The organism is Synechococcus sp. JA-2-3B'a(2-13), from assembly GCF_000013225.1.
In the GTDB taxonomy this organism is placed as follows: Bacteria; Cyanobacteriota; Cyanobacteriia; order Thermostichales; family Thermostichaceae; genus Thermostichus.
In genome coordinates this window covers 356,697-381,243 of sequence record NC_007776.1, presented here as the reverse complement: position 1 = coordinate 381,243, position 24,547 = coordinate 356,697, and the positions used below count along the sequence as shown (strand labels likewise).

Sequence of the window (24,547 nt, the reverse complement as noted above, 5' to 3'; positions counted from 1 at the left end):
AACATGAGGTGGAGTTGAGAAGAGGTGCCTAGCCCAACCTTTGAACAGCCTGAGGAAATCCGAGCGCTTTTTGACCGCATTGCTCCCCACTATGACTCCCTCAACCAAACCTTGAGCCTGGGCCTCCATCAGGTTTGGAAGCGTATGGCCGTGCGTTGGTCGGGCGCCAGCTCAGGAGGATATGTGCTGGATCTGTGCTGTGGAACCGGTGATCTGGCTCTGCAGTTGGCCCGCCGAGTAGGACGAAGGGGACATGTGGTGGGCCTAGATTTCTCTCCCGCCATGCTGGCGATTGCCCGGCGTCGCTCCCGGCTCTTCCCTGGCTACTCCCTGGAGTGGGTTTTGGGAGATGCCTTGGCCTTACCTTTTCCCGACAGTAGCTTCGATGCCATTACCATGGGCTACGGCTTGCGCAATGTAACCGATATTCCCCAAGCCTTGCGAGAGATTAGGCGAGTACTGAAGCCAGGACGTCGTGCCGCCATTTTGGATTTTCACCGCCCCACAGGGATCCCTCTTTGCGAACAATTTCAGCGCTGGTACTTGAACACTCAGGTGGTCGCCCAGGCCAAAACTTTGGGACTGGGATCCGAATATGCCTACATTGATCCCAGCCTAGATCGCTTTCCCTCTGGAGAAGAGCAACGACAAATGGCCCTGCAGGCAGGGTTTGCCAGTGCCAAGTTCTACCCCCTAGCGTGGGGCATGATGGGGGTACTGGTGATTGAGAAGTTTCGTATTGTTTCCATTAATTCCATTAATTCCACTTCCCCGAAGGGAAGCGACTCTCCCCGATTATAACCCTTGTCCAGAGCGGGATCCAGGGGCCTAGATCGACAGGGTCTCGTTTAAGGACTCCGTCCCGCTGGCGCGAACGGCTGCAATTTCCCCTTATTTTTCTCCGCCGAGGGGCCTGAAACCCTTGTCCAGAGCGGGATCCAGGGGCCTAGATCGACAGGGTCTCGTTTAAGGACTCCGTCCCGCTGGCGCGAACGGCTGCAATTTCCCCTTATTTTTCTCCGCCGAGGGGCCTGAAACCCTTGCCCAGAGCGGGATCGACCGGGTCAACGGAAGAATCAGGGTTTGAGGCTTGTCGCCGACCCTGTCGCTAACTGGGTTGGTGTAGAAATTGATATGGATCCTCCTGCCCCCCTTGAGGTTGCTGGGGAGCTGCCTCTGAGAAGCGGAAGCAGGGGGCCAATGAGGGCAAGATGAGAGGCTAGGGAGCGACGACATAGCAATCTTGGGAGAGGCGCTCGTTGCCTCCCCACTTTGCCAGCTTGCTTCCGCCGCAGGCAGGTATGAAGACCGGGCTTGAGACCCGGTTTTTAGGTAAAACTCCCTGAGTAAAAGTTCTCAATAGAAACTACCAAAGTTACTGCAGGAGCTGGGATCCCAATTTGGGAAGCTTGCGAACCCTAAATGCCTGGGGACTTGCTGGGTGGGCTTTCTTCGGCTACTGCTTGCCTGCGTCGATCCCCGATGCCGCAATCACCACAGCATTCCGGTCGCTTGAAGTCGTCCCAATGGATGCAAGCCCGGCAGCCTTTCAGCATTTCCGGCCAGCGCTCCCGAATCAACAGTTGCCGCAGTTTGACTTCCCGTGACTCCTGAAAGGGGTGTTGGAATTGATCCATAGCTATTGGGTTTCCCAGCTCTCTTATCTGGTATAAAAGCAGATTTGAGTTTGGGATCGAGAAATATCAGTATAGCTTAAGGTTTGGGTGACCCAATCTTTTCTGCTGGTTCTAAGACAGCCGAGATAAATCAATCCACTTTTATCCATCACCTTAGGAAAAGATTTACCAAAAAATGTAAACAGTTTACACAAAACTTAGCCCATTTTTTCTCCGCTCAAAACAAAGGTGGGATCCAGTGCCAGCAGCATTTGAGTCCGACCGCGGTGTTCCAGGCGGTTCACCGCCGATTGAATCACCTCCACATGATGAGCCCGCACAGCGGCCAGGCCGGCAGAAAGGCCGTAGAGCCCATCCAAAGAGTTGGTCGTCGCCACGACCCGCCCGTTGGGGCTGAGATGGCTCCAGCAGGCTTCCAAGATCTCGCGTAGGGGGTGGCCTCCCTCAATGCAGATGCGATCCGGTGCCGGAGAAAGGTGTTGCAGACAATCGGGGGCAGTACCTTGAATCACCTGCACGTTGGTGAGGCCAAATTTCTCGCAATTGCTCTCGATTAGGCTGACTACCTCGGCATCTCGCTCGATGGCAATCACGCGAGCTTTGGGGCATAGAACAGCCGCTTCAATGGCAATTGTGCCGGTTCCGGCGCCGATATCCCACAGGCAGTGGTTCTCTCCCAGGCGCAACTGGCTTAGCACCAACACGCGCACCTCACGAGGGCTCATCGGGATCCCTGGGATGCGTTCAAAGGCAGAGTCTGGGATCCCTGGGGTGCGGTAGGGCCAAGAGAAGGCGGCTGACATGGGTAAAGTACCGTTGCAGAGGAAGTTTGTCTATACATATCCCTCAGCATAGAGCGAATGCTCAACAGGCCATCTCCAACCTGATAGGGGTGCCGCTTCTCCCGCCCAGTCATTGCCCAGATGGGCACCACAAACGCCCTCTGAGCTCAACGGAGTGGTTGGAGCAATTCCCAACCGGCAAAGCTGCAGTCCAAAACCAAAATGATCCTGCCCCCTTGAGGAATCGAGTTGGACACTAGGGAAGTTCTGGAGACAAGCGGGATCCCTGTTACCCGAGAGCTAGTTTTGCACTGGATGTAGCTGGCGCTGCCGAAAAAAGCTGTGGTTGGGATAATGATCGCTATAGGAGGATCTTAAGGAGGTTTGCTTGAACTGGAGCTTATCAAACCATTCATCCAAAGAATAAACCTTGCTCGCAGATACAGCCAAGTCTCATCGTTTGCTCGCAACAGGAATAGGACGTATAGGCTCAATGCGAATAAGACACACAGGTTTCCTAAAAAAGTGTAGGTTTGGATGATTTGATCGGTGCTCCAGCCAAAGTCGTAGTTTAGGCGGTTCATATCCCCCCTGGCATCTCCTTGGCCGCCCAACAAAGTTCCCCAGGGAACCTCGGCCAATCCCAGTCTGATGCTGTGCCATTCCCAAAAGCTTCTCCACAGGTTGCTGCTCGCGATCCCCAGCACGACAAATCGCAAAGAGTCCCATCGCCAACGATCTGGCAGGGGAAAATAAAAGCTGGCCATCAAAAAGGTGCTGAGATAAAATTCTCCTCCAACGCCGCTAAAGACAAACAACATCTCCCAGGTGCGATTGGGCATCAGCCAGGTCATGTAAAACTGCAATAGAGCAAGAAAGATGGCCAGCACCTGCAGCCACCCAATCCGCTCCTTGCGGGCTGACCAGAAGAGTAGAATCAGTAAAAAGAGGATTCCAAAATACACAAAGGGATCCCTCTGCGAGCTAACGCTTGTCCAGCCGATGGGCAGAGGCAAAGCCCGATACCCGCTCCACCAGGCGACGGTGGCATGGCCAAATTCGTGGATCCAAATGTGAAGAGGCAAATGCAACAACTGCAACAAGCCTATGTTGTTCACCATCAGGGCCACCGCAAACGCAGCCGGGTAAGCCCAGGCGTTGACTGCCCAGTTATCGAAGGAAAACCGATCCCAACGCTGCCGGGATCCCAGCTTTAGGCTCTGCCGCCAGAGCAAGCGTGAGCCGCGGAAAGCGCAAATCTCCACTTGATCCAGCCGTGGGATCCGCAGTTGCTTCAAGATCAGAAACAGTTGGGCAGCAGCAACTTGGGGGGAGAGCGCAGGCTGGTACAGGGATCCCAGCAGGTGGACGTGCAGGGTCTCGTCGGCAAAGTCTACTCGGGCACACCAGCGACGCCGCAGCAGCTCCATCCGCACAACCTGCACAATCGACTGGGCGTGTCCAGCTCGGGCCAGGGTTAGGAGATCCGGTGGCCTGGGCATCCCAAGATACCTCGCCGGAGAACAAGCAGGAAGAAGAAGGGGCGAGCCTCTACCCATCATCCCCCAGCCCTGCAGGCAAGAGCGGAATTGCGCTCCTTCCCAGGCTGCTCCGAAAGCAGGTTGGTATAGTTGCAGGTGTGGGGAGTGGATGGAAGGTCATGCCCGAATTTGGCAAGCCGGGGTCAAGGCAGATATGGGGGGCGATGCTGCTGTTGAGCTTGGCGGGGGCAGGGCTGTTTCCCCCGGAATCTGTCCAGGCTCAGGCGATTACAGCCCCAGGTTTATCGCGCATTGAGCGTTGGTACTACGACCCCCAGCAGGGGCGGCTGGAAGTTAACACCCAGGGCGAGGTGCGGCCTTTTCTGTTCGTGCTGCAGAATCCGCCTCGGGTTGTGCTGGATTTTCCCAACACCCGCTTCGGACGGGAGCCCCAGACCCAGACCTTTGCAGGCCGTGTCACCTCTCTGCAGATTAGCCAGCTTACGGATACCATTACCCGCTTTGTGCTGTATCTGCAGCCGGATCAGCCTCTCAGCCTCAACCAACTGCAACTGCTCACTGCCGGCCCCTCCCGCTGGGCTGTTCAACTCACCCAGGCCGGATCTCTCTCTTCTTCTCCCCCTTCATCTGTCGGCTTATTGGGAGGTTCCAGGGATCCCTTCCCGCCGTCCCCGCCTTTGCCGACACTGCCTCCCCGACGCCCGGCACCCACCCCATCTCCTCGCTCCGGCCATCAAATTTTAGAGGTATCCCCGCAAGCAGAAGGCTTTTTTATCCGTACCCAAGGCAGCCCCTCCACTACGGTGCGGCGCATCCTCGATCCGGATCGGGTAGTGGTGGATTTTCTCAACACCACCCTCAGCCCTGCCCTCACCCAGCGAGCTTATGTCATCAACCGTCTGGGGGTTTCGCGGCTGCGTATCGGGCAGTTTGAGCCCACCGTTGCTCGGGTAGTGCTGGATGTGGATTCCTCCGGTGGCGACTGGGAAGCCCGCTACGACCCACAGCGAGGTGGGATCTGGATCCAGCCTGCCGGGGGTGCTGCCCAGGCCAGCCTTTTGCCCGAGGTCAGCTCTGTCAACAGCAGTGGGCCGCTGGCCACGTTGCAATCGGTTCAGCTCCAGGGCAACCAGTTGATCATCAGCGCCGATGGATTCATGTTCTACCGGGCCGGCTGGGATCCCGAGAGTGGCGGCTACCGCATCAATGTGGCGCCGGCGCGCCTGCCCCAGTCTATGCCGGATCCCGGCTTGCCGGTTGGAGGGCCGGTGGAGCGGATCCGCTTTGTCCAGGAAGATGCCCGCACGGTCAGCATTCTGGTGCAGCCCGCCGAGGAGTTCAATGTCTTCGAGCCCAACCCCGGCCAGGGATCCCGCCGCATTACCTTGGAGCTGCGACCTCTGAATGCTCCTCCACCAATACCTCAGCCGCAGACGCCCGGCCCTGCCTCCCCTTCCACCCCCCAATCTCTGAACCGGACGGTCATTGCCATCGACCCCGGCCACGGGGGACGGGATCCCGGTGCCATCGGGGTAGATGGGATCCAGGAGAAGGACATCGTGCTCTCCGTTGCCCACCAGGTGCAACGACTGCTGCAGGAGCGGGGGTACGGGGTGGTGATGACCCGCACCGATGACCGGGAAGTGCTGCTGCAACCGCGGGTGGATATGGCCGTTCAGGCCAATGCTGCCCTGCTGGTGAGCATTCATGCCAACGCCCTGGATCGCTCCGGCATTCACGGCATCGAGACCTATTACCTGCGACCCGATAGCGCCGAGCTGGCCGCCATCTTGCACCGCAGCTTGGTCAGGGCCACCGGTGCTGCTGACCGGGGGGTGAGACGAGCCCGCTTTTTTGTGGTGCGGGAAACACCTGTGGGTATGCCCTCCGTGCTGCTGGAGTTGGGATACGTAACCAACCCAACCGAAGGGCGAAAATTGGCTACTGCCGAATATCAGGCTCTCTTGGCGCGGGCCATTGCCGATGGCATTGAGACTTTCTTGCGCAGTCGCTAGCCGTTGGCTGAGCTTGTTCATGTCTATCGGATCTCTCAATTGATCCTTAATTGAAATTGATCGAATTGACGATCCAGTTGGCCCAGTTGATCTCAGAGGGAAGGCAGGGAATCTGTCGCCGAGATTCTCGAAAGCAGGGTAGGATACAGCAGCTTAGGCCAAGGTGTTGAGGAGAACGGAGCATGCAGTGGGAGTGGAAATCAGAGCCAGATCCCAGTTGGCCAATTGGGGTGTTTGACAGCGGCTTGGGCGGGCTGACGGTTTGGCGAGCCTTACGCCGCCGGCTCCCCCAGGAACGGCTCATCTACTTCGGCGACACAGCGCGGTTGCCCTATGGGGAACGCTCGCCAGAGGAGATCCTGGCCTTTGTGCGGCAAATTCTGACATGGATGCAGGCACAGCCGGTGAAGCTGGTGGTGATGGCCTGCAATACCAGCTCGGCCTTGGCTCTGGACCACGTGCGGCAGGAGTTTGCCCTGCCCGTTCTGGGGTTGATCCTACCCGGCGCCCAGGCAGCACTGGCCCAAGGATCCCGCATTGGGGTGCTCGCCACGGTGGCCACGGTCAAGAGTCGCGCTTACTCAAGAGCCATTCAAGAGTACAGCGCTCTGGATCCCAAACGTTTTCCGTACCCCGTTTACTGTTGGGAGCAGGCCTGCCCTGAGTTCGTCCCTCTCATTGAAGCCGGATGGCTGGATAGCCCTGCTCTGCGACAGGCGGCTGAACGCTACCTGCAACCGCTGTTGCAACAGGGGATCGATACTCTTGTCTATGGCTGTACTCACTACCCCCTGCTGGATCCAATCCTGAAGCCTTTGCTGCCGTCCTCGGTCAAACGGGTAGATCCAGGGATGGCGCTGGTGGGATCCCTGGCCCGCGAATTGAGCTTATGGGGCTTGCGCCGCCCCTCGACCGCTGCCCAGGAGGAACCCCACCGTTTCTGTGTGAGCGGGGATCCAGAGCGATTTGCCCAGTTGGCCACTCCTTGGTTGGGCTTTCGGCCCCAGGTAGAGCGGGTGGAATTGCCGGCTTTCCTCCGTCCCTGAACGCCTCTCTTCTTGGGGAAAAGATTGGGGGCCCCTCAACGGGTCATCACCTGCAAGGGGAAGCGCTCCGCCAGCTCCCCCTCCACTTTGGGAAGCCATTCCTCTTGGAACACCCACACCTGCCCCTGCTGCACGCGGCCATCGGGGTTTTGCGTCAGCTCCAGCCAGTACATAAATTGGTTTCCCCGCAGCACCACCCCTTGGATGGCAAGGGCCAAGGTATAGCCCGGACTGCTTGCCAGAGCTTCTGGGGACGGGTAGCGAATCACCTCCACCGCCTGATCCAGATCGGCGGCGATCTCCGGCCCATAAACGTCGCGAATGGCTCGAAAGAGATCCTCTGCTGTCAGTCCTTGGGGGCGAAAGAACGTCATCCGCTCCGAGCGAATCGTCTCCCGATCCAGCGGGTTGATGATCCGTCCTGGCGGAGCCACCGAGGCCAAGAACGTAAAACGGGATCCATCCGGCTCCACTCGGTTGATGTTCAGGGTTTCGCCCGGACGGGGCCGCAGCACAGGATTGTCCCTCACCCAGGCCGCCACCTGATCCGGAGATTGCCCAGGGATCCCCCAAGCTGCCAACTGAAGGCCCGTCGCCCAACAGGCCATTGCCAAACCGGTTCCTTGCACCCAACTACCCCAGAGAGCCCTTGTTGGCTTTACACCCAAGACCGGCCAGCGATTGCAACGCACGTTCCCATTCCTCCGGGCAAACAACACAAAAACACCACAGTAGAATTAGAGAGACTAAGAGATAAATTGAGCGGGCATGGGCAGAACCATCCTCGATGCAAGCGCCCAACAGTCTTGCCCTTCCCCACTGTATCTGAAGATGTCGGTGCGCCTGTTGCGCCTGAGCGCGAGCATCACGGCCAATAGCTGCAAGGATCCCTCGGCAAGATACGCAGATCCCCGGCGGCTTATCCGCCAAAACGTAAAAAGTATCTTAAGATCAACGGTAAGCAAATCTCATACCCACTAGGTCAGCACCTCAGGAGGTAACCGATGGCTCTCGTTGCAATGCGGACGCTACTGGATCATGCCGCCGAACATGGCTACGGCATTCCTGCCTTCAACGTCAACAACATGGAGCAGATCCAAGCAATCATGCAGGCAGCCCATGAAACCAACAGCCCCGTTATCCTGCAAGCCTCTCGAGGGGCACGCAAGTATGCGGGCGAGAACTTTCTGCGGCACCTGATCCTGGCGGCAGTGGAGACCTACCCCCACATCCCCGTCGCCATGCACCAAGACCACGGCAATAGCCCGGCTACCTGCTATTCCGCCATCCGCAACGGCTTCACCAGCGTCATGATGGATGGATCCCTCAAGGAAGATGCCAAAACCCCGGCCAGCTACGAGTACAACGTGGCCGTTACCTCCGAGGTGGTGAAAGTGGCTCATGCAATCGGGGTGAGTGTGGAAGGGGAACTGGGCTGCCTGGGATCCCTGGAGACGGGCCGTGGGGAAGCGGAAGATGGCCACGGCGCGGAAGAGGCGCTCAGCCATGACCAACTCCTCACCGACCCCGACCAAGCGGTGGACTTTGTGGAGCGAACTCAGGTGGATGCGCTGGCCGTAGCCATTGGTACCAGCCATGGCGCCTACAAGTTCTCCCGGAAGCCCACTGGTGACATCCTCGACATGGAGCGCATTGCTGAGATCCACCGCCGCCTGCCCAACACGCACCTGGTGATGCACGGTTCCTCCTCGGTGCCCAAGGAGCTGATCGACATCATCAACGAATACGGCGGCTCCATTCCCGAGACTTACGGTGTGCCGCTGGAAGAAATTCAGCGGGGCATCCAAAATGGAGTGCGCAAAGTAAACATCGACACCGACAACCGCCTGGCCATCACAGCTGCCGTGCGCCGCGCTCTGGCCGAGAATCCGAAAGAGTTTGACCCCCGCCACTTCCTCAAGCCTTCCATCAAGGAAATGCAAAAAGTCTGTGCTGAGCGCTACATTGCCTTCGGCTGTGCTGGCCATGGCACCAAAGTTCCGGTGGTTACCTTGGATGAGATGGCAGCCAAGTATGCTTCTGGAGCTTTGGCGGCTCAGGTGAAGAAGACCGTTGCGGTCTAGTCCCCACATCCTGCAAGAACTCTAGAATGCTTGCCGGGGCGCTTCCAGGGTTTTCCTTGGAGATCAGCTAGGTCACTGGACTCAGATTGGACAAATAAGGGGATCCAGCTGGGATCCCCTTTTGCTTTGGAGGAACTTGATGCGTTTTGGGGGTCAGGCAGCTTTTGCCGCAGAACGTTTTTCCGTCTCAATTTGATGGTTCAGCAACGCCAAGCTTAGGCAGTCCAACAGTTCCAGGTCAGCCTCAGAGTAGCGCCGCTGAAAGAGCAGCTCATTGATGCGGTTCTCTTGGCCCAAGCTGAGGAAGCTGCTGCGGAACACCTGCTCCACGATTTCTTGGATGCTGGAGGGCAGAGTAACAGAGTCAAGACTTGTATTCATGGCTGGTTCTGTTTGAGAGATGGTTTTTGAAGGGAGAAGACTATCTTTGCCAAGAGGTGAGGTAGCGCTGCTCGATGTCCTGCAGGGAAAGATGGGAAGCCCTGGGCCGCGGCTCATTCACGGAGGAGACATCGTTCTGCCACTTGAGGGATACTCCCAGCAGTGCTCCCAAAGAGAAGCTCTCGCTCAATAGGGCTGCTATGCGGTAAGTACGGTAGTCCAGGGTTAGATCTTCACTGACTTGCATCTGTTTTTCCTCCGTATTTCTAACGTTCATGCCCCTATCATAGCCTCGAGATCAGTGGAAGTACAGAGAAACATCGAGGATTTGCGTAGGCAATTTGTACGTTTCTTCTACGCGATTTGGCGGATATCGGTGGGATCCCAGGGGTCTTTGGGGCGGGTTCAGGGTTGAGTCAGGGATCCCAGCCCAGCAGAGCACAGATGTCCGCAGCCAGGGTGGCGGCGTTGAAGGGTTTGCCGATGAGGCCATTGGCTCCAAGCTGAGCCAGAGAGGAGGGTGAAACTGGGAAATTGACATCCTCCCCGGCCTTTAGGCCGGAGATTCCTACCACGCTACGCATGGATGGCTCCTTGCGCAGTCGTCTCGGCGGGTTCCTGCTTCCGACCGCCCGTGCAGTTCGATCCACAGGCCATCCGGGCTGACACGGGTGGTTGATCCACCCGCATCCCGACCGCAGCGTCGGCCGTGTCCTGCCCTTCGTCTCGCAACAGCTGTATCCCGCGAGCAAGGATGTTGATGGCACCGACCAGAAAGGCCTCCGGCCCGCTGCCGCGAAAGGCCTCCGGCCCGCTGCCGCGAAAGGCCTCCGGCCCGCTGCCGCGATCGGCGTTATTCTCATAGCCGCACGCCACGCACTCGAACCAGGCTTGGGTCTGGCGGTTGTCTGATGAAACATGGCCGCAACATGGACAGGTGCGGCTCGGGTTCTGCGGCGGCACGACAATGAGCCTGCCGCCTTTCCAGGCCAGCTTGTACTCCAGCATGCAGCGGAACTCATACCACCCCTGGTCGAGAATGGCTTTGTTTAACGCTGACTTGGCGCGGACGTTCTTCCCAGGAGCATCTGCCGTCCCTGCCGCCAACTTGGACATATTCCGCACCCGCAAGTCCTCGATGCACACGATTGCCTGGCTTTTGCTAATCGCGGTCGAGACCTTGTGCAGGAAGTCGCGGCGGGCGTTGGCCATCTGAGAATGAATACGCTGGAGGCGGGCTTTTGCCTTCTTCCAGTTGTTGCTGAACTTGACTTTGCGGGAGAGCGCTTGCTGGGCCTTGCGCAAGCGCGCCTCGTGCCGCTTGAAGCTGTTGAGGGGCGCGTAGAACGTGCCGTCCGAGAGGGTAGCCAAGCGGGCAATGCCCATGTCCATGCCCACTGCGCCCCCCTGCGGAATAGGCCAATTAACCTCCTGCTCGGTCTGGATCGACACGAACCACTTGCCAGCGTGCTTGGATACGGTGACGTTCTTGACCTTGCCCACCACGTCGCGGCTGTTGCGATAACGCAGCCAGCCAAGTTTGGGCAGAAAGATGCGGCTGTTGGCCTGGTCCAGCTGGATTTGCTTGGGGTCGGGATAACGGAAACTGTCCGACCGGCCTTTTTTCTTGAACTTCGGGAAGCCGGCGCGCTGGGCGAAGAAGTGGCTGTGGGCTCGCTCCAAATCCTGGAGCGCCTGTTGCAGCGGATGCACCGGCGCATCCGCCAGCCACGCCGTATCTGCGCTGTGGCGCCACGCGGTGAGCAGCTGGCACAAGCCCGCATAGCCTAGCTTTTTCTGGCCTTGCTCGTGACGCTCCTTCTGCAACGCCAGTGCTTTGTTGTAGACGAACCGGCAGGAGCCAGCAAAGCGGCGCATCTGCCGTTCCTGCTGGCTGTTGGGCAGCAATTCGTACTTGAAGGCTTGAAGTCGTTGCACCGCTCAATCGTATTCTTGACCTATGCGTGATGACAACGATATTCACATGGCCGGCACTGCGTTTTTAAAGGGCGTCGGCTATGGTCGGCGCTATCCTTCCCTGCCCTGAAGGACGGGGCTTGCCGCGCCTTTTGGTCAACTCAAGACAATTGGGCAGCAACGGCTTTCAGCAGGCGTTTCTGGTCAACGGGCTTCGTCAGATAGGCATCGGAGCCAAAACATAGCCCCTGTTCAATCTCTTCGGGAGAGATTTTCGAGGAGAGAAAGACGAAGGGGATGTGAGCTGTAGACTGATCCCATCTCAGGGCATCCAGCACCCCATAGCCGTTCAGCTTGGGCATCACCACATCGCACAACACCAAGTCGGGCATCAGGGTGCGCACCATCTGCAAGCCCTCTTCTCCATCGGTGGCCGCCACCGTGTCGTACCCCGCTCTTTGCAACACCTTCTGCAGGTAGGTACGGATGGAGGGTTCGTCTTCAATCACCAGGATGCGTTTGGACATAACTTTGTAAAAAATTAAACAAAGACCTGGCCCAACCTGTCGGGCCTACTGTCCGCCTTCCCGGAGCCAGAGAGATCCGAGTTGATGCAAGAACAAGTCGAAGAACTACAGCTGCAGCATAGGGAAACTCTGGAAAAAAAAACTCCGCCAAATCGCTCATTCTGGGATCTCCCTGCTCTGCAAAAATCCTGATAGAGTGCGGAACAACTTTCCTCATCCGCAGATTTGCGGTTATGCCAGAAACCCCCCTCCTCCTTTGGGAGAAGTGAAGGCAGCCTATTCCGAAGTCAGTTGACGTTCCATCAGGCGGGTGAGGGCGGCGGTGGGGGTGGTCTGCCCTTGCAACAACAGATGCACTTCCTGGGTGATGGGCACCTGAATGCCGTGCTGGGCAGCGATCTCGACCACGACGGGAGCGGTGTAAACCCCTTCGGCGGTGCCCTCGATCTCCGCCAAAATCTGCGACAAGGGTTGGCCCTGGCCTAGCCCGTAGCCCACTCGGTAGTTGCGGCTCAAGCGGCTGTGGCAGGTGGCCAGCAGATCCCCCAACCCCGACAGGCCGTTGAAGGTTTCTGCCCGTGCCCCCAGCTTGGATCCCACCCGGATCATCTCTGCCAGGCCGCGGGTAACCAGAGCCGCACGGGCATTGGCCCCCAGTTGCAAGCCATCACACACGCCAACAGCGATGGCGATAACATTTTTCAGGGTGCCGCCTAGCTCCACTCCCAGCGGATCGCTGCTGGTATAGAGGCGGAACCGCTCCGAGGAAAGGGCATACTGCACCTGCACAGCGGCCCAGGGATCCCGGCTGGCCACCACTGCCGCTGCCGGCAAGCCTTGGCGGATCTCCGCCGAAAGATTAGGCCCCGAAAGCACTACCAGAGGCTGCTCCGGGAAAGTGGCCCCCCAGATTTGGGTAGGGGTCAGAAGCTGCAGTGGATCCAACCCTTTGGTGGCCGAGACCAAAATTGCCTGCGGTGGGATCCCCACCTGGCGCACCGCTTCCACCACAGGGCGTACCCCCGCCATAGAGACGGCTGAGATGAGGATTTGGGATCCCTGGAGCACTTCTGCCAAATCCAGGCCCTTGCGGCGATTCCAAACCCGCACCCGGTGCCCTTGCCCCTGAGCCAGCATCGCCAGGGTACTTCCCCAAGCCCCGGCTCCCAAAATGGCAACGCTTTGCGGGGATGTTGGGCTTTGGCCTTCTGCGCTAGTGTTCATCTAATCTGTTCACCCGCAGACTTTCTCTTAAGCTTTCTTCGTAGGATGCCTCTCAAAAAGCCTGCGCCGGCAAAGGGAAGACCGGCGACAAAGGTTAGTATGGGTGGATACCAAATCATGGGTTAGCTCGAGAGCAGACGACATGGCAGAAGCAGGGATCCCCCGCCTTCCTCCTGAGGTAGCCGCCAAGATGGGAACCTGGCAGCACGGGTATGCCCTTACCAATGGCATTCAACTGCACTACGTCACCCAAGGGGAAGGGGAGCTGGCGATCTTGTTGCACGGTTTCCCGGAGTTTTGGTACTCCTGGCGGCATCAGATTCCGGTGTTGGCGCAGCGGTTTCGCGTGGTGGCACCCGATATGCGCGGCTACAACGATTCCGACAAACCGGATCACGGCTATGACCTGGATACCCTTACCGAGGATATTCGCGGCTTGCTGAGCCACTTTGGGGCCCGAAGAGCGGTGGTCGTAGCCCACGATTGGGGGGGAGCCATTGCCTGGCACTGGGCGCAATTTTTTCCTGAGGAGATTCGCAAGCTGGCCGTCCTCAATTCTCCCCATCCGGCCTGCTTTCGCCGTGAATTCTTGAGCAACTTGGATCAACTGCGCCGCAGTTGGTACCTGTTCTTTTTTCAATTGCCTTGGCTGCCAGAGTGGGTGCTGCAGTGGGATTTGGGAGATTGGGTGCGCCGCATTTTCCAGGAAACCTCGGTGCGCAAAAGCGCCTTCACCCGCCACGACCTCAAGCTCTACCAAGAGGCCCTCTCCAAACCCAAGGTTCTCACCTCTGCCCTCAACTACTACCGCCAGCTGTTTAACCTGCCCACCTTGCAGAACCTGTTTTTGCAGCCCATGCGGCAGATCCTCGCCCCCACCCTGCTGATTTGGGGAGAAGAAGACTTTGCCCTCAGCCGCGAGCTAACCGAGGGGATGGATCCCTTTTTCCCCAACGGCCTGCGCAAGGAGTACATCCCCGAATGCGGCCATTGGGCGCAGCAGGAAGCTCCGCAAACGGTCAATCGGCTGCTGATGGAGTTTCTCTAGCGGGCCGGGCTTGGGATCCGCTCTTTACCATCTTCAAGGGTTGACCCTAGAATAATCCACTGAGTTTATGGGAGAACCGGCATGGCCCTGGAGTATCCATCCCATCTGCGCTACGTGGACACCCACGAGTACATCCATGTTGAGGATGATATTGCGGTGATTGGGATCACGGCTTATGCCGTCGATCAACTGGGGGATATCGTTTTCGTGGGCTTGCCCGAAGAAGGGACAGAGATTGAAAAAGGGGAAAGCTTTGGCTCGGTGGAATCGGTCAAAGCCGTCGAAGATCTCTATGCCCCTCTTTCTGGAGAGGTGGTGGCCGTGAATACAGCGGTGGTGGAGAGCCCCGAAAGCCTTGCCGACGATCCCTATGGCGATGGCTGGCTGATCAAGGTGCGCATTGCCAACCCCGAAGACTTGGAAGACACCATGAGTGCCGAAGCCTATGCCAGCTTGGTAGAGGGATCCTAAACTCCAGCAGTTGGCCCTGAACTACAGCAAAGTCTCTCGGTTACCCCCCTCAGCTTTGGCTTGGTAGAGGGCCTTGTCGGCAGCAGCCAGCAGACTTTGTGGGTCAGTTCCCTCTCCCAGCTCCAGCAGAGAGGCGATGCCCACACTGCAGCTTAGGGAGATGGTCTCCGTCCCCGCCTGCACCAACAGGGTCTGGACAGCCTGCCGCAAGCGTTCTGCCAGCCCTAGGATCTGCGAGTTCGGGATCCCGCGCACCAGCAGGGCAAACTCATCGCCCCCCAAGCGGGCCACCAGATCGTCTTGGCGAACGTGAGCTTGCAATCGCCGCGCCACCTGGATTAAGGTTTGATCCCCAGCCCAGTGCCCCCAGCGGTCGTTGATTTGCTTAAACCCATCCAAATCCAGATAGAGCACGTGGAGGGGAATGCGATGGCGAAGGGCAAAGGGGATCTCCAGCTCCAGTTGCTTCAGGAAAAAACGTCGGTTATACAGACCGGTTAGCGGGTCATAGAGGGCAGCAGTGGCCATTTGCAAAAAGAAGGCTTCTTCTGCCGCGTCGTAGTAGGCAAACTTGAGGGTGCTGGCCCCCACTTGAATGCGATCTCCATCCTTCAGGAGAACGCGGCTGACGCGCTCGCCGTTAACATATGTGCCGTTGAGGCTCTCCAGGTCGGTGAGGACATAACCCTCACTTTCTCTTTCCAGCCGACAGTGCTGCCGGGAGACGGCGTGATCCAAGAGCTGAATGTCCGCGCGGTGGCTGCGCCCCAAAACTCCACCCCTCGCCAAGGGAAACGTCATGCCCACATTGGCGCCGCTGAGCACCGTCAGAAAGGCCGCAGTTGCCTCAGGCTGGGGTCTGCGCTCGTAAAACTCCAAGGGGATCTGAGTGGTTGGCTCCTCTGGCAACTGAGAGAGAGGGTCGAGAGGCATGGAGAGGCCCAACGAATTGTGCGGGTTAGCAGTAAGCACTCGTTATATCCGTATTATGTCGGTTTTCCCCAGGCCGTGTTTGGGTGAGCGAGGGATGTCTCGCCGGTTCTGATCTGTAAACTTGCGGAACTCTGGAGTTTATCGTATACCATCGCACGCGGTGAGGCCCTCAGTTGAGAGCTACGCGAGGATTCCATCCCGCCTGCGCGGTTGTATCGGCCAGCTGTGGGAAGAAGCTCAATGGCAAACCCCAATTTCCCCAGGATCCCAAGTATTTTTCGGGATAACTCAAAAAACGGGTTCGGTTTGCCCCTCGTTCCCTGATTTCGAGAAGAGGCTCTCTCCTCTATGTCCTACAGATCCTCTGACTTCTGAAGAGTTGCCGAGGCGGCCTAGAATGGGTCTGGGATCCCTGAGAGGAGGAGTGGGGCATGATCAGGCCCAATTCTGCCCATCTATTGACTCCGGATTTTCGCCTCAGCCTGTCGGTGTTGGCTTTGGCGGTGCCGCTGTTCTGGCTTTCGTTTTGGGCGGGGCTAGGGGTGGGCCTGTTTGGCCTGTTTTTGATGGTGCAGACCTCTCTGATCGGTCTGGCCTTTACCAGGACGGCGCTGCAGGTCTACAGCGGCTCCAAGCGCATCCGCGAGTTTCCCTACAGCGAGTGGCAGGATTGGCAAATTTTCTGGCCGCCGCTGCCGGTGTTGTTCTTTTTCCGAGAAACCAAAAGCATTCATTTTTTGCCGATGCTGTTTAACCCTGCCGAGCTAAAGATGTGTTTGGAAGAGCGGGTGGGTCATCTCCACGCCCAACATCGGTCTCAAGGATCCCCGCCGATTGCTGGTCCGGGTAGCTCCCGCCGATGAGTGGCTCCGCCTTGTGGGTTTGGCAGCAGGCAGAGAGATGGCGCTGGCTGGAGTGTCAGCTTTTGGCGGAGTGGCCTCACGCTTTTGGCTCTCGCCAAGGTCATCCCCATCCCCCGTCTCAGTTGGCCGCCCGGCTGCAACTGCCCCCTGAACAGGCCGCGTGGGGCCATCAGGTGCATGGCTGCAACTGGGTTTGGGCAGATGGGATCACCGAAACCTTTGGACACAAACGAGAGCAGGACTGCTCTGTTGGTCAAGAGATCTCTACCCGTTCTCAGGCAGATGCGGTCATTGCCCGCCGCCAAGGAGATTCTGCCTGGGTCTGCACCGCTGACTGTGTGCCGATTTTGGTGGCCAGTCGAGAATGGGTGGCGGCCATTCACGCCGGGTGGAGAGGCACTGCTGCGGGGATCTTGTCCAAGGTGCTGCAGGAGTTTTTACAGGCGGGGATCCCTGCTGCTGGGATCCGCGTGGCCATCGGGCCTTCCATTTCGGGGTCGGTCTATCAGGTGTCAGAAGCGGTGGCGGAGCTGGTGCTGAACAGTTTACCCCCGGGGCTGGATGCCCGCGCCGCCCTGTTGCCCGATCCTCTGCCTGGCAAGGTTCGCCTGGATCTGCGCTGGGTCAACGGTGCCCAAGCCCAAGCCAAAGGGATCCCCCCTGAACACATTGCCGTCAGCCCCCATTGCACCCTCAGCCAACCCCAAGATTTCTTTTCCTACCGCCGCGATGGATCCCTGAAGGATGAGCAGGGCCGTCATTGCGTGCAGTGGTCGGGAATCGGCCTGCGGTCGTAGGCAGACTTGACCCAGTTCTGCCCGGAGGAACGGGAAGTAGTGGCTATAATTGCGCTCAAGACAGGGCTGATACATTTACGCTGAACACTGCTGAACATCACCGTTCAACTATGCAGCGATAGCATTCTGTTTGTTTCCAAACAGAATGGCGGTATCCCGCAAAGCTTTGAGTAGAACACCCAAAGCGCAGTTTCCGTGTCATCTTACTACCAATTTTCTGCTTTGCTTTGGCTACCATGTTGGCAGACTCGAAAGTAAACAGAAAGATCAACTGGTAGTAATCCGTACTGAACATATTATACATTATTTTCAGTATAGTTGAGCTTATTATTGACTAGAGTCATGCTCTATCTAACTACTGGAGATCCCATGGTTTACCGCGCTGTTTTCTGGGGATTAGCTGGGATGGCTTTGGCTTTCTCTCTCGCTTTCCTTGAGGAGGCTAACGCTCAAACCTCGCTGACTGGCATCAACCGTGACAGCGTACTGCAACTGAACCTTGGGTCGGGACGCAGCCTCCCTCGGGTACCTGTGGGCGGTTCAGGTTCTGAGGAGGGCCGGGATCCTGCTGCTCCTTCGGCGCAAATGTGGGCAGAGTGGCATATTCGCGCCAATGTCTGCACCGGAAACCTCTCCACAGAAGAACTGGCGGAGCTGTTTCCATTGGTGAATCAAGCTCTAGTGGATGCCGTTTGCCGGGGAGGAAGTTAAAGGTTGCCCAGGCTGGCGGTAAGGTGAAGAAGGAGCCTCTAGGTCGCTGCTGCATGGATTTTGAGAAACTTTTGGAGGAATGGGTTGCAGCCTTTGCCCAAGTGGCCGAAGAAAGTTTGGCCTCTTTGGAGACTGCCCTGATGGAGCTGGCAGAGCACTTGGCTGTGCCTTTACAGGAAACCCTTAGGCAGTGGGAAGCCCTCTGGAATCTGGAGGAGGAAGTGGAGCTGGAGCCTGAGCCAGAACCCTTTGAGGAAACCCTCAACCCTTCTGGCGAATCTTTCACCACCAGTCGTTTCTTCGTCAGCCCGATAGGATTTGGGGGTGTGGTTGTTTACACTTACGTGGCTTCGCCGCCAGAATACATCGGGGATCCCACCTGCCGCTACAATGCCCATTCTCCAGAGTTGCGCTGCGCCGTCAACCCCTGCGGCCCCTGTGAGGGCTGTCCCCACTACGAGCCTCGGAATGAGCCCCGATGAAGGGTGACCGCCTGATTGTTGCGCTGGATACTCCTTCTCAAGAGCAGGCTTTGGAGTGGGTGGACTCCTTGCCGCAGGTGCTGTGGTGGAAGGTGGGTCTGGAGTTGTTCACTGCTGCGGGTTCTTCCATCCTGCAGGCTCTCAAGGAAAGGGGCAAGCGCATTTTCCTGGATTTGAAGCTGCACGACATTCCCCACACGGTGGGGAGGGCTACGGAGGTGGCCGTCGGCTATGGAGTGGATCTGCTCACCGTCCATGCCGCCGGTGGCAGTGCTATGTTGCGCTCAGCCGTGGCAGCCGCCCAGGGCAGTTCTTGTCGGCTGTTGGCGGTTACCCTCTTAACCAGCATCAGCCCCCCGCAGGTGCGACAGGAACTGGGCATCGAGATGGATCCCGCCGACTATGTGTTGCATTTGGCCCGGCTGGCTCAAGCTCAAGGCTTTACTGGACTGGTTTGCTCTCCTCAGGAGGTCTCGCGGTTGCGCCAAGCTTTGGGGCCGGAGGTTTTGCTGGTTACTCCCGGGATCCGTCTGGGCCAAGCCAAGGCGGGGGATGGAGACGAGGATCAACAGCGCATCTGCACGCCCGACGAAGCTCTGCGGGCAGGAGCCGATTATCTGGTGGTGGGCCGCCCCATCACCGCTTCTCCCGATCCCGTGGCCGCCTTGCGGCGCTTCCAAGCCTTGTGGGATGCTGCTAGCTGAGAGGGTGGGGAGATGGTTTGGCCTGATGTTGTCCTGGTGGTTCTGTGATGCAACGATACCATAGGCTTGTCCGGTGGATCCCTGAAAAAAGGCCGGCTGGATCCGGCAGGAGGCGTTGGCTAGGAGTCGGTTTGTCGGTGGTTTTGGGCCTGGTCAGCACTCCTGGGCGCGTTAGGGGTGCGGAGCATTTCGTTCCGGCAAGAGGGGAAACTTGCCTGGCTGCTCCTCAGGTTTGGGCTGAGGCTCTAACGGAGCAGTTGCCTTTGTTTCTCAATCTGGCCTTGAGCCGCTCCCGCTCTGAGTTTCAGGTTGTGCTGGTGGGGAAGCCGGAGGTTGAAATGCTCTCTCCAGGGTCTCCGGCCCGCTTACGCCAACAGGAGCTGGCTCCGGTTTTGCCGGACACCGCAACTGCTTCTCCAGAAGCTTTTCGGCTGTATTTCACCACGTTGGAGCGCCGCTTGGTCTTGGCAACCCCTGCGGAAAGCAGCGCCAACCCCTTGGCCGGTCGGCGTAGCGAAACTCTGCAACTGGCCTACGAGGCTTATGTCCTGCGGGCTAACCCTGGGGATCCCTGGCGGTTGGTGCGTCTGCAGGTAACCGGATCGGGGATCCCCATTCGCGATGTCACGAATGGACTCACTGCCCAGGCCATCCGCCGCTGGCAACAGTCGGGTTGCCCCTTGACGGGCGATCTAGAGTTGACTAGACCTTCTCTCTAGCGGCGCGGAGCGCTTTGCGTCAGCATGAGTGCGGGAGTATGTCACGCGGGGAGATTCTCTTTTGGAAGTAACGAAGGGGCACTTTTTCTCCCCAACCGGCCAAGAGTAGAGGGCGTCGGATGTTCTGCTGCCGGTCGAGGGCCCACCCCGTGTAGGGATAGTGCTCTGCACTGCTCATGCGAACAGGCTAGGGTGTACCCATGAAGTTTCCCCCCGCCACACCCCGCCCGGGCAGGCGGCTGCCCCGCGGCTCATTTCCCCACCTGGGGTCGTCCAACAGGGACAACCATCGCCGTCGGCGTTTGGTTGGTTTTGGTTTCATGGGCCACTGGCTGCTATGGGGAGGGATGGGCCTTCTTTTGGGGCAGCGACTCCGCTCTTGGGGGCAACCGGCTCCTCTGCAGTGGTGGCGCGTTTTGCCGGTGAGCAGTTCTGAGGGATCCCTGACTTTTGTCCAACCGGAACTGCCTCTCTACCACTCGTTCGCGTCAGTGGTGCGGAGCACTTTTGCAGACGGGCTACTGCCCTGGTTGGCTCAGGGAACCGGGATCTCGGCTGAAGGGATCCTGCACATCTTCTCAGCTATGGCCTGCTTGGCCATTCTGCTGTTGTGCTGGAGCTGGGGCAACTTCTGGAGTGCCGGTCTATGGGGACTCAGCCCCTGGGTGTTGACCCAAGGGTTGGAGCCAGGCAGCGAGATTTTGGGCAGCCTGGTTTTGCTTTGCAGTTGTGGTGTTGGGCCGGGATCCACCTTGCGCTGGTGGGGTCTGGCCTTAGCTTGTGCCCTGTCTTATAAGGTTTGGCCCTTGGCTCTGCTCTGGGCGGGGCTGTGGACGAGCCAGCAGTGGCCACGGCAACCGTTGCGTTCGCGTCAGCGGCTCGGAATATCAGGACTGCTTTTGCTGCTGCTGGTGATGGGGCTTTCCTGGCTGGGACGGTTTAATTTGCCGGCTACCTCTGCTGAGGTGATTCCCCATCCTCTCAGCTCCCAAGGTGGCTTGGCCGTTTTGGCTACTTTGATGCTGCCCTTGGGGTTGAGCTTGGTGCGGCTGGGCTGGCCTTGGGCGGAACGGCAACAAGCCCTGCTCAGCTTGGCCGGCTTGGGCCATGTCCTCTGGGTGGGAGTGCTGGCAGCAGTGTTTTGGGATCCCCAAGTGAACACCCTGCAGCAAAGTGCTCGCTGGGGTTTGGTGGTGCTCCCCTTCCTATGCCTGAGCGCCGGCGGCGTCTTGGCTGAGATCCCCTACCGGAGCTGGCGGCGGGTTTTGGGATCCCTACTCCTGGGCAGTTCTTTCTTGTTATCGTGGCAGGCATTGGCCTAAGGTATTCTTTCTCTTGCTTGCCATGACCCAGACCTCGTCCGCATCGGCACCGCGTAGCACTTCGCGGCCCTTGTTGCAAACCCTTTTTGCCCAACGGGCTCAGGCTGTGATCCCTTCTCCTTTCGGGGCGGAGATCCCAGGGGCGGTGCCAGTGGTTACCAGTTTTACCTTTGGGCTGGCGGATCCGCGCCTGTTTCCCAAGGCCGACTTGGCGCGGGCCACGGCGGAGGTGTTGGCAGAGGATGGGGACAATGCCCTCAATTACGGCGGCACGTTTGCCGGGCTGATCGACGTGGTGCTGCAGTTGATGCGGGATAGAGGGGTAGAGGCCCAGCCGGAAAACCTACTGATCGGCTATGGCTCTGGGCAGATCCTCGGCCTGTTGCCTCAGGTCTTCGTGGAGCCGGGGGATGTAGTCATTGTGGAAGGGCCCACCTTCATGGGGGCTGTCAGCCGTTTTGCGGCGGCAGGAGCGCGTCTGATCTCGATTCCGGTAGATGGGGAAGGCATGGTGGTGGATCGCCTGGAAGAGGTGCTGCGCGATCTGGCTCGCCAAGGGATCCGCCCCCGATTTGTCTATACCATTCCCACCTTCCAAAACCCCAAAGGCTGCACCCTCTCTGGGCCACGGCGGCAGAAATTGGTGCAGTTGGCAGCTGAGTACGGTGTGGTGGTGGTGGAGGACGAGGCCTACTACGACCTGCGCTTTGCCGGGGATCCCTTGCCCAGTTTGGCTGCGCTGGATCGGGAAGGCTGGGTTCTGCACGTGGGCACCTTCTCCAAGATTGTGGTGCCGGGAGTACGGGTGGGCTGGGCCTGTGGTCACCCTGAGATCATCCGCCGCTTGGAGATGTTTCGCAGCGAGGGATCCCTGGGGCCCTTTCTGGGCCGGGTGGTGGCCCGCTATTGCGGGGAGGGCCGTCTGCAAAGCCACATTCAACTCCTCACCCGTCGCTACCGAGAAAAGTGCCAGGTGATGCTGGAGGCCATCGCTCAATATTTTCCGCCCGAAGTCAAGGTGGAGGCCCCTGGGGGTGGATTTTTCGTTTGGTGTGAGCTACCCCCTTTCCTAAGCGCCAGCACCTTGTTGCAGGCTACCCGTGCCCTGGGGGTCACCTTCCTGCCGGGCACCCACTGCTTTGCCGACGGCCAAGGAGACCATGCTCTGCGCCTGGCCTTCAGCTATCAACCCGAGGAGCGCATTGTCAGTGGGATCCAGACCATTGGGGAACAACTGTACAGACTGATACACTCTTGCGCCAGCGGTGCGGAGCAGCAAGGGAAGGAGCTCTCCAAAAGCATGGATCCTTGAAGCCCAGAGCGCAGATTTCCCGCTCACCTGCCCCCCACAGCCTTGGCCACGCGCCGGAAAAATTGCCCAACGCCCTTCACCAGGTTAGGTGCAGCTTCTGGACGAGCCGGGATCCCTGCCATGAGGGTGTAGTAGTCATCCAAGAGGGTGTGCTCTTCTGGAGAGACCGTGTTGTCGGCCATCATCAGGTTGCCGATTGCTCCCAAAAGTTGCATGCGCTCGGTTTCGCTGGCCTGGGCTAGATAATCGGCCATCCAGCGCTCGGTTTGCTCCATCGGGATGGGCTCTTGGATCAGCTAGAAATCGCAGGAGCCCCGCACTGTACCCGTAGGGTCGGTGTCGAGAGGAAAGTCCGCCTCCATGGTTATAATTGTACTGCGGACACCAGAAACGGTTGTTTAAGGCACTGGTAACGGTCGATTGGGGGTGCTGTAAACCACCCCAGAGGCTCGTGGTTGGCTTGCCAACTGCAGGGCTACCGAAAGCCCGCCCTGTACTGCGAAGGTCAGGGTCGGGTAGTTTACTTCTCGCAGCTCGGTATCGTGCTCCAAACCATAGCGGCGCAGCAGGGATCCCAAGTAGGCCAATTCCTGGGGTTCCAAATGCCCATCGGCCCAAGCAGAGCCGGCCACAATTTTGAGCATGAGCTGATGTTGAGTTGTGGGGTTCATGGTGGGATCCCTTGCTGAGAACTGTTGTCGCTACGCGACACTTCTGCGAACGTGTCAGGGGGCCAGAGACCTTAGAGGCTGCAGAGTTGAGGGGATGAACAGCTTAACTATAGCCAGACCTTGGGTGAGCCATCTGCGTTCGCGCCAGCGGTGCGCAGCCCTTTTTGCGGCTAGGATCGTTATCTGTATTCACGGACACTGAGCTACCGCGATAGCGGGACGGAGTCCTTTTTCTCGCCCATTCTTGCAATGCTAAGCGCCTCTCCTTGCCAATTGGATCTTGCCATTCCGGCCCCAGGTCGGCTGTACCGCGGCAGCGGCATTCTGGAAGCTGTGCCCCTTGCGGTACTGGGATCCCGTGTGCTGGTGATCGGGGGGGAACGCTCCTTGGCTGTGGTTGAGTCCCCTCTGCAGCGCAATTTCGCGCGGGATCCCGCCCTCCAAGTTCACTGGACTACCTACGGGGTAGATTGCAGCGAGTCGGAGCTGGCGCGTTTGCAGGCGCTAGCCATGGCGGAGTCCACAACCGGCATCTTGGGGGTAGGCGGGGGCAAGGCTCTGGATACGGCCAAGCTGGTGGCCCACCGGCTGCGGATCCCCGTGGTTACCGTGCCCACCTCTGCTGCCACCTGTGCCGCCTGGAGTGCCCTATCCAATATCTACTCCAACAGCGGCGCTTTTCAGCGGGATGTGGCCTTGGATCAGGCCCCAGCCGCCTTGATCTTGGACTACGACCTCATTCGTCAGGCTCCCCCTCGCACCTTGGTAGCCGGGATCGGAGATGCCTTGGCTAAGTGGTACGAGTCTTCCGTCAGCAGCGGCAGTTCAGAAGATGCCCTGGTGATTGGCGCTGTGCAGCAGGCCCGCGTCCTGCGGGATTTGCTCCTCCAGCAATCGGCGGCGGCCTTGAGGGAGCCGGGCGGAACCGCTTGGAAGCAGGTGGTGGATGCCTGCATCTGCCTGGCGGGGATCGTCGGCGGCATGGGTGGGGCTAAGTGTCGCACCGTGGCCGCCCACGCTGTCCACAACGGGCTAACCCACTTGTCGGGGCACCGGGCCACCCTGCACGGCGAGAAGGTGGCTTTCGGCATTTTGGCCCAGCTCCGCCTAGAAGAGATCCTGCAGGGAAGCCAGTTGGCGCTGGCAGCACGTACCCAGTTGCTGGAGTTCTACCGCCAGGTGGGGCTGCCCCTCAACTTGCGGGATCTCAAGCTAGGTCACTTGGGATCCGCCGACCTGCTGCATGCTGCCCAAGTGGCCTGCCAGCCAGGATCCGACATCCACCACCTGCCCTTCCCCGTCAGTCCAGAAGCCCTGTTGGTGGCCCTTACCACCACAGACCTGACCAGCTCCAGCCCTGTTCTCCCTCGGCTGTAAGTCCTGGCAGAGGATATCTGTC

The 24,547-nt window shown here is 58.7% G+C and carries 27 protein-coding genes; 14 read left to right on the top strand and 13 right to left on the bottom strand.

Translation table 11 applies throughout. The annotated features are described in order from the left end of the window. The first annotated feature begins 24 nt into the window (after nt 1-24). A complete protein-coding gene (gene ubiE, locus CYB_RS01725) occupies nt 25-801 on the top strand; it encodes a bifunctional demethylmenaquinone methyltransferase/2-methoxy-6-polyprenyl-1,4-benzoquinol methylase UbiE (protein ID WP_011432029.1) in 777 nt (258 codons plus the stop codon). A gap of 617 nt (nt 802-1,418) precedes the next feature. Here ubiE and CYB_RS01720 read toward each other — a convergent pair. The 3 genes from CYB_RS01720 to CYB_RS01710 form a co-directional block, all read right to left on the bottom strand. Further along, nucleotides 1,419-1,637 carry a hypothetical protein gene (locus CYB_RS01720; protein ID WP_011432028.1) on the bottom strand — a complete coding sequence of 73 codons (219 nt, stop codon included), beginning with the start codon at nt 1,635-1,637 and terminating at the stop codon, nt 1,419-1,421. Nucleotides 1,638-1,834: 197 nt separating this feature from the next. Continuing rightward, complete coding sequence (gene cbiT / locus CYB_RS01715) at nt 1,835-2,440, bottom strand: precorrin-6Y C5,15-methyltransferase subunit CbiT (protein WP_011432027.1); 606 nt, start codon at nt 2,438-2,440, stop codon at nt 1,835-1,837. Between the two features lie 353 nt (nt 2,441-2,793). After that, entirely contained in the window at nt 2,794-3,921 is a 1,128-nt protein-coding gene (locus CYB_RS01710; protein ID WP_148202677.1) for a hypothetical protein, read from the bottom strand. A 158-nt stretch (nt 3,922-4,079) separates the two neighbouring features. On the opposite strand from CYB_RS01710, the gene CYB_RS01705 reads away from it, so the two are divergent. Next, complete coding sequence (locus tag CYB_RS01705) at nt 4,080-5,936, top strand: N-acetylmuramoyl-L-alanine amidase (RefSeq protein WP_041436120.1); 1,857 nt, start codon at nt 4,080-4,082, stop codon at nt 5,934-5,936. A 182-nt stretch (nt 5,937-6,118) separates the two neighbouring features. Further along, complete coding sequence (gene murI, locus CYB_RS01700) at nt 6,119-6,982, top strand: glutamate racemase (protein ID WP_011432024.1); 864 nt, start codon at nt 6,119-6,121, stop codon at nt 6,980-6,982. Nucleotides 6,983-7,017: 35 nt separating this feature from the next. Here murI and CYB_RS01695 read toward each other — a convergent pair whose 3' ends face one another. Continuing rightward, complete coding sequence (locus tag CYB_RS01695) at nt 7,018-7,611, bottom strand: hypothetical protein (protein ID WP_011432023.1); 594 nt, start codon at nt 7,609-7,611, stop codon at nt 7,018-7,020. A 375-nt stretch (nt 7,612-7,986) separates the two neighbouring features. Between CYB_RS01695 and fba the strand changes: the two genes are divergently transcribed. Continuing rightward, a complete protein-coding gene (gene fba, locus CYB_RS01690) occupies nt 7,987-9,066 on the top strand; it encodes a class II fructose-bisphosphate aldolase (protein ID WP_011432022.1) in 1,080 nt (359 codons plus the stop codon). A gap of 153 nt (nt 9,067-9,219) precedes the next feature. Here fba and CYB_RS01685 read toward each other — a convergent pair whose 3' ends face one another. The 6 genes from CYB_RS01685 to CYB_RS01665 form a co-directional block, all read right to left on the bottom strand. Continuing rightward, the gene (locus CYB_RS01685; RefSeq protein ID WP_011432021.1) at nt 9,220-9,447 is read right to left on the bottom strand and encodes a hypothetical protein; all 228 of its coding nucleotides are present in this window, start codon (nt 9,445-9,447) and stop codon (nt 9,220-9,222) included. A 40-nt stretch (nt 9,448-9,487) separates the two neighbouring features. Then, a complete protein-coding gene (locus CYB_RS01680) occupies nt 9,488-9,694 on the bottom strand; it encodes a hypothetical protein (RefSeq protein ID WP_011432020.1) in 207 nt (68 codons plus the stop codon). 169 nt (nt 9,695-9,863) lie between these two features. Further along, complete coding sequence (locus tag CYB_RS15110) at nt 9,864-10,031, bottom strand: hypothetical protein (RefSeq protein WP_187147258.1); 168 nt, start codon at nt 10,029-10,031, stop codon at nt 9,864-9,866. Continuing rightward, entirely contained in the window at nt 10,024-11,385 is a 1,362-nt protein-coding gene (locus CYB_RS01675; RefSeq protein WP_011432018.1) for an RNA-guided endonuclease InsQ/TnpB family protein, read from the bottom strand. Before CYB_RS01675 ends, CYB_RS15110 begins: the two co-directional genes overlap by 8 nt. A gap of 140 nt (nt 11,386-11,525) precedes the next feature. Beyond that, complete coding sequence (locus tag CYB_RS01670; RefSeq protein WP_011432017.1) at nt 11,526-11,891, bottom strand: response regulator; 366 nt, start codon at nt 11,889-11,891, stop codon at nt 11,526-11,528. A 276-nt stretch (nt 11,892-12,167) separates the two neighbouring features. Next, the gene (locus CYB_RS01665) at nt 12,168-13,115 is read right to left on the bottom strand and encodes an NAD(P)H-dependent glycerol-3-phosphate dehydrogenase (protein WP_011432015.1); all 948 of its coding nucleotides are present in this window, start codon (nt 13,113-13,115) and stop codon (nt 12,168-12,170) included. A 142-nt stretch (nt 13,116-13,257) separates the two neighbouring features. Here CYB_RS01665 and CYB_RS01660 point away from each other — a divergent pair, with 142 nt between their 5' ends. Both CYB_RS01660 and gcvH read left to right on the top strand, forming a co-directional pair. Then, complete coding sequence (locus CYB_RS01660; RefSeq protein WP_011432014.1) at nt 13,258-14,163, top strand: alpha/beta fold hydrolase; 906 nt, start codon at nt 13,258-13,260, stop codon at nt 14,161-14,163. An 81-nt stretch (nt 14,164-14,244) separates the two neighbouring features. Next, complete coding sequence (gene gcvH, locus CYB_RS01655; protein WP_011432013.1) at nt 14,245-14,634, top strand: glycine cleavage system protein GcvH; 390 nt, start codon at nt 14,245-14,247, stop codon at nt 14,632-14,634. 21 nt (nt 14,635-14,655) lie between these two features. On the opposite strand, the gene CYB_RS01650 is transcribed toward gcvH, so the two are convergent. After that, nucleotides 14,656-15,567, bottom strand: a complete 912-nt coding sequence (locus tag CYB_RS01650; protein ID WP_148202676.1) for a diguanylate cyclase — start codon at nt 15,565-15,567, stop codon at nt 14,656-14,658. A 431-nt stretch (nt 15,568-15,998) separates the two neighbouring features. Between CYB_RS01650 and CYB_RS01645 the strand changes: the two genes are divergently transcribed. The 7 genes from CYB_RS01645 (at nt 15,999) to CYB_RS01615 (ending at nt 22,477) form a co-directional block, all read left to right on the top strand. Continuing rightward, nucleotides 15,999-16,430, top strand: coding sequence for a DUF3119 family protein (locus tag CYB_RS01645; protein ID WP_011432011.1), 432 nt, complete (start codon nt 15,999-16,001; stop codon nt 16,428-16,430). Continuing rightward, nucleotides 16,427-17,227, top strand: a complete 801-nt coding sequence (gene pgeF, locus CYB_RS01640; RefSeq protein ID WP_011432010.1) for a peptidoglycan editing factor PgeF — start codon at nt 16,427-16,429, stop codon at nt 17,225-17,227. Before CYB_RS01645 ends, pgeF begins: the two co-directional genes overlap by 4 nt. Before the next feature lie 764 nt (nt 17,228-17,991). Beyond that, nucleotides 17,992-18,420, top strand: coding sequence for a DUF6464 family protein (locus CYB_RS01635; protein ID WP_369791761.1), 429 nt, complete (start codon nt 17,992-17,994; stop codon nt 18,418-18,420). Beyond that, nucleotides 18,417-19,124 (top strand): orotidine-5'-phosphate decarboxylase, encoded by a 708-nt coding sequence (gene pyrF / locus CYB_RS01630; RefSeq protein ID WP_011432008.1) that lies wholly within the window; start codon nt 18,417-18,419, stop codon nt 19,122-19,124. Before CYB_RS01635 ends, pyrF begins: the two co-directional genes overlap by 4 nt. A 137-nt stretch (nt 19,125-19,261) precedes the next feature. Then, nucleotides 19,262-19,843, top strand: coding sequence for a hypothetical protein (locus CYB_RS01625; protein ID WP_238376960.1), 582 nt, complete (start codon nt 19,262-19,264; stop codon nt 19,841-19,843). Nucleotides 19,844-20,190: 347 nt separating this feature from the next. Further along, the gene (locus tag CYB_RS01620) at nt 20,191-21,165 is read left to right on the top strand and encodes a hypothetical protein (RefSeq protein ID WP_011432006.1); all 975 of its coding nucleotides are present in this window, start codon (nt 20,191-20,193) and stop codon (nt 21,163-21,165) included. 22 nt (nt 21,166-21,187) lie between these two features. Further along, nucleotides 21,188-22,477: a PLP-dependent aminotransferase family protein gene (locus tag CYB_RS01615; RefSeq protein ID WP_011432005.1), complete on the top strand. Its 1,290-nt coding sequence runs from the start codon at nt 21,188-21,190 to the stop codon at nt 22,475-22,477. A 23-nt stretch (nt 22,478-22,500) separates the two neighbouring features. Here CYB_RS01615 and CYB_RS01610 read toward each other — a convergent pair whose 3' ends face one another. After that, the gene (locus CYB_RS01610) at nt 22,501-22,752 is read right to left on the bottom strand and encodes a hypothetical protein (RefSeq protein ID WP_187147256.1); all 252 of its coding nucleotides are present in this window, start codon (nt 22,750-22,752) and stop codon (nt 22,501-22,503) included. Between the two features lie 123 nt (nt 22,753-22,875). After that, entirely contained in the window at nt 22,876-23,148 is a 273-nt protein-coding gene (locus tag CYB_RS15105) for a TerB family tellurite resistance protein (RefSeq protein WP_041436116.1), read from the bottom strand. Between the two features lie 249 nt (nt 23,149-23,397). Between CYB_RS15105 and CYB_RS01600 the strand changes: the two genes are divergently transcribed. Beyond that, complete coding sequence (locus tag CYB_RS01600) at nt 23,398-24,525, top strand: iron-containing alcohol dehydrogenase family protein (RefSeq protein WP_011432004.1); 1,128 nt, start codon at nt 23,398-23,400, stop codon at nt 24,523-24,525. Nucleotides 24,526-24,547 lie beyond the last annotated feature (22 nt).

Excerpts from the sequence above, each read along its gene's own strand:
- CYB_RS01600 (WP_011432004.1), top strand. The coding sequence starts at position 23,398 with ATGCTAAGCGCCTCTCCTTGCCAATTGGATCTTGCCATTCCGGCCCCA.
- CYB_RS01610 (WP_187147256.1), bottom strand. The coding sequence starts at position 22,752 with ATGGAGCAAACCGAGCGCTGGATGGCCGATTATCTAGCCCAGGCCAGC.
- gcvH (WP_011432013.1), top strand. The coding sequence starts at position 14,245 with ATGGCCCTGGAGTATCCATCCCATCTGCGCTACGTGGACACCCACGAG.
- CYB_RS01710 (WP_148202677.1), bottom strand. The coding sequence starts at position 3,921 with ATGCCCAGGCCACCGGATCTCCTAACCCTGGCCCGAGCTGGACACGCC.
- CYB_RS01620 (WP_011432006.1), top strand. The coding sequence starts at position 20,191 with ATGGGCCTTCTTTTGGGGCAGCGACTCCGCTCTTGGGGGCAACCGGCT.
- fba (WP_011432022.1), top strand. The coding sequence starts at position 7,987 with ATGGCTCTCGTTGCAATGCGGACGCTACTGGATCATGCCGCCGAACAT.
- CYB_RS15105 (WP_041436116.1), bottom strand. The coding sequence starts at position 23,148 with ATGAACCCCACAACTCAACATCAGCTCATGCTCAAAATTGTGGCCGGC.
- CYB_RS01650 (WP_148202676.1), bottom strand. The coding sequence starts at position 15,567 with ATGCCTCTCGACCCTCTCTCTCAGTTGCCAGAGGAGCCAACCACTCAG.
- CYB_RS01660 (WP_011432014.1), top strand. The coding sequence starts at position 13,258 with ATGGCAGAAGCAGGGATCCCCCGCCTTCCTCCTGAGGTAGCCGCCAAG.
- pgeF (WP_011432010.1), top strand. The coding sequence starts at position 16,427 with ATGAGTGGCTCCGCCTTGTGGGTTTGGCAGCAGGCAGAGAGATGGCGC.
- CYB_RS01720 (WP_011432028.1), bottom strand. The coding sequence starts at position 1,637 with ATGGATCAATTCCAACACCCCTTTCAGGAGTCACGGGAAGTCAAACTG.
- CYB_RS01665 (WP_011432015.1), bottom strand. The coding sequence starts at position 13,115 with ATGAACACTAGCGCAGAAGGCCAAAGCCCAACATCCCCGCAAAGCGTT.
- CYB_RS01615 (WP_011432005.1), top strand. The coding sequence starts at position 21,188 with ATGACCCAGACCTCGTCCGCATCGGCACCGCGTAGCACTTCGCGGCCC.
- CYB_RS15110 (WP_187147258.1), bottom strand. The coding sequence starts at position 10,031 with ATGCGTAGCGTGGTAGGAATCTCCGGCCTAAAGGCCGGGGAGGATGTC.
- CYB_RS01635 (WP_369791761.1), top strand. The coding sequence starts at position 17,992 with ATGGATTTTGAGAAACTTTTGGAGGAATGGGTTGCAGCCTTTGCCCAA.
- CYB_RS01670 (WP_011432017.1), bottom strand. The coding sequence starts at position 11,891 with ATGTCCAAACGCATCCTGGTGATTGAAGACGAACCCTCCATCCGTACC.
- CYB_RS01680 (WP_011432020.1), bottom strand. The coding sequence starts at position 9,694 with ATGCAAGTCAGTGAAGATCTAACCCTGGACTACCGTACTTACCGCATA.
- pyrF (WP_011432008.1), top strand. The coding sequence starts at position 18,417 with ATGAAGGGTGACCGCCTGATTGTTGCGCTGGATACTCCTTCTCAAGAG.
- CYB_RS01685 (WP_011432021.1), bottom strand. The coding sequence starts at position 9,447 with ATGAATACAAGTCTTGACTCTGTTACTCTGCCCTCCAGCATCCAAGAA.
- CYB_RS01645 (WP_011432011.1), top strand. The coding sequence starts at position 15,999 with ATGATCAGGCCCAATTCTGCCCATCTATTGACTCCGGATTTTCGCCTC.
- cbiT (WP_011432027.1), bottom strand. The coding sequence starts at position 2,440 with ATGTCAGCCGCCTTCTCTTGGCCCTACCGCACCCCAGGGATCCCAGAC.
- CYB_RS01705 (WP_041436120.1), top strand. The coding sequence starts at position 4,080 with ATGCCCGAATTTGGCAAGCCGGGGTCAAGGCAGATATGGGGGGCGATG.
- murI (WP_011432024.1), top strand. The coding sequence starts at position 6,119 with ATGCAGTGGGAGTGGAAATCAGAGCCAGATCCCAGTTGGCCAATTGGG.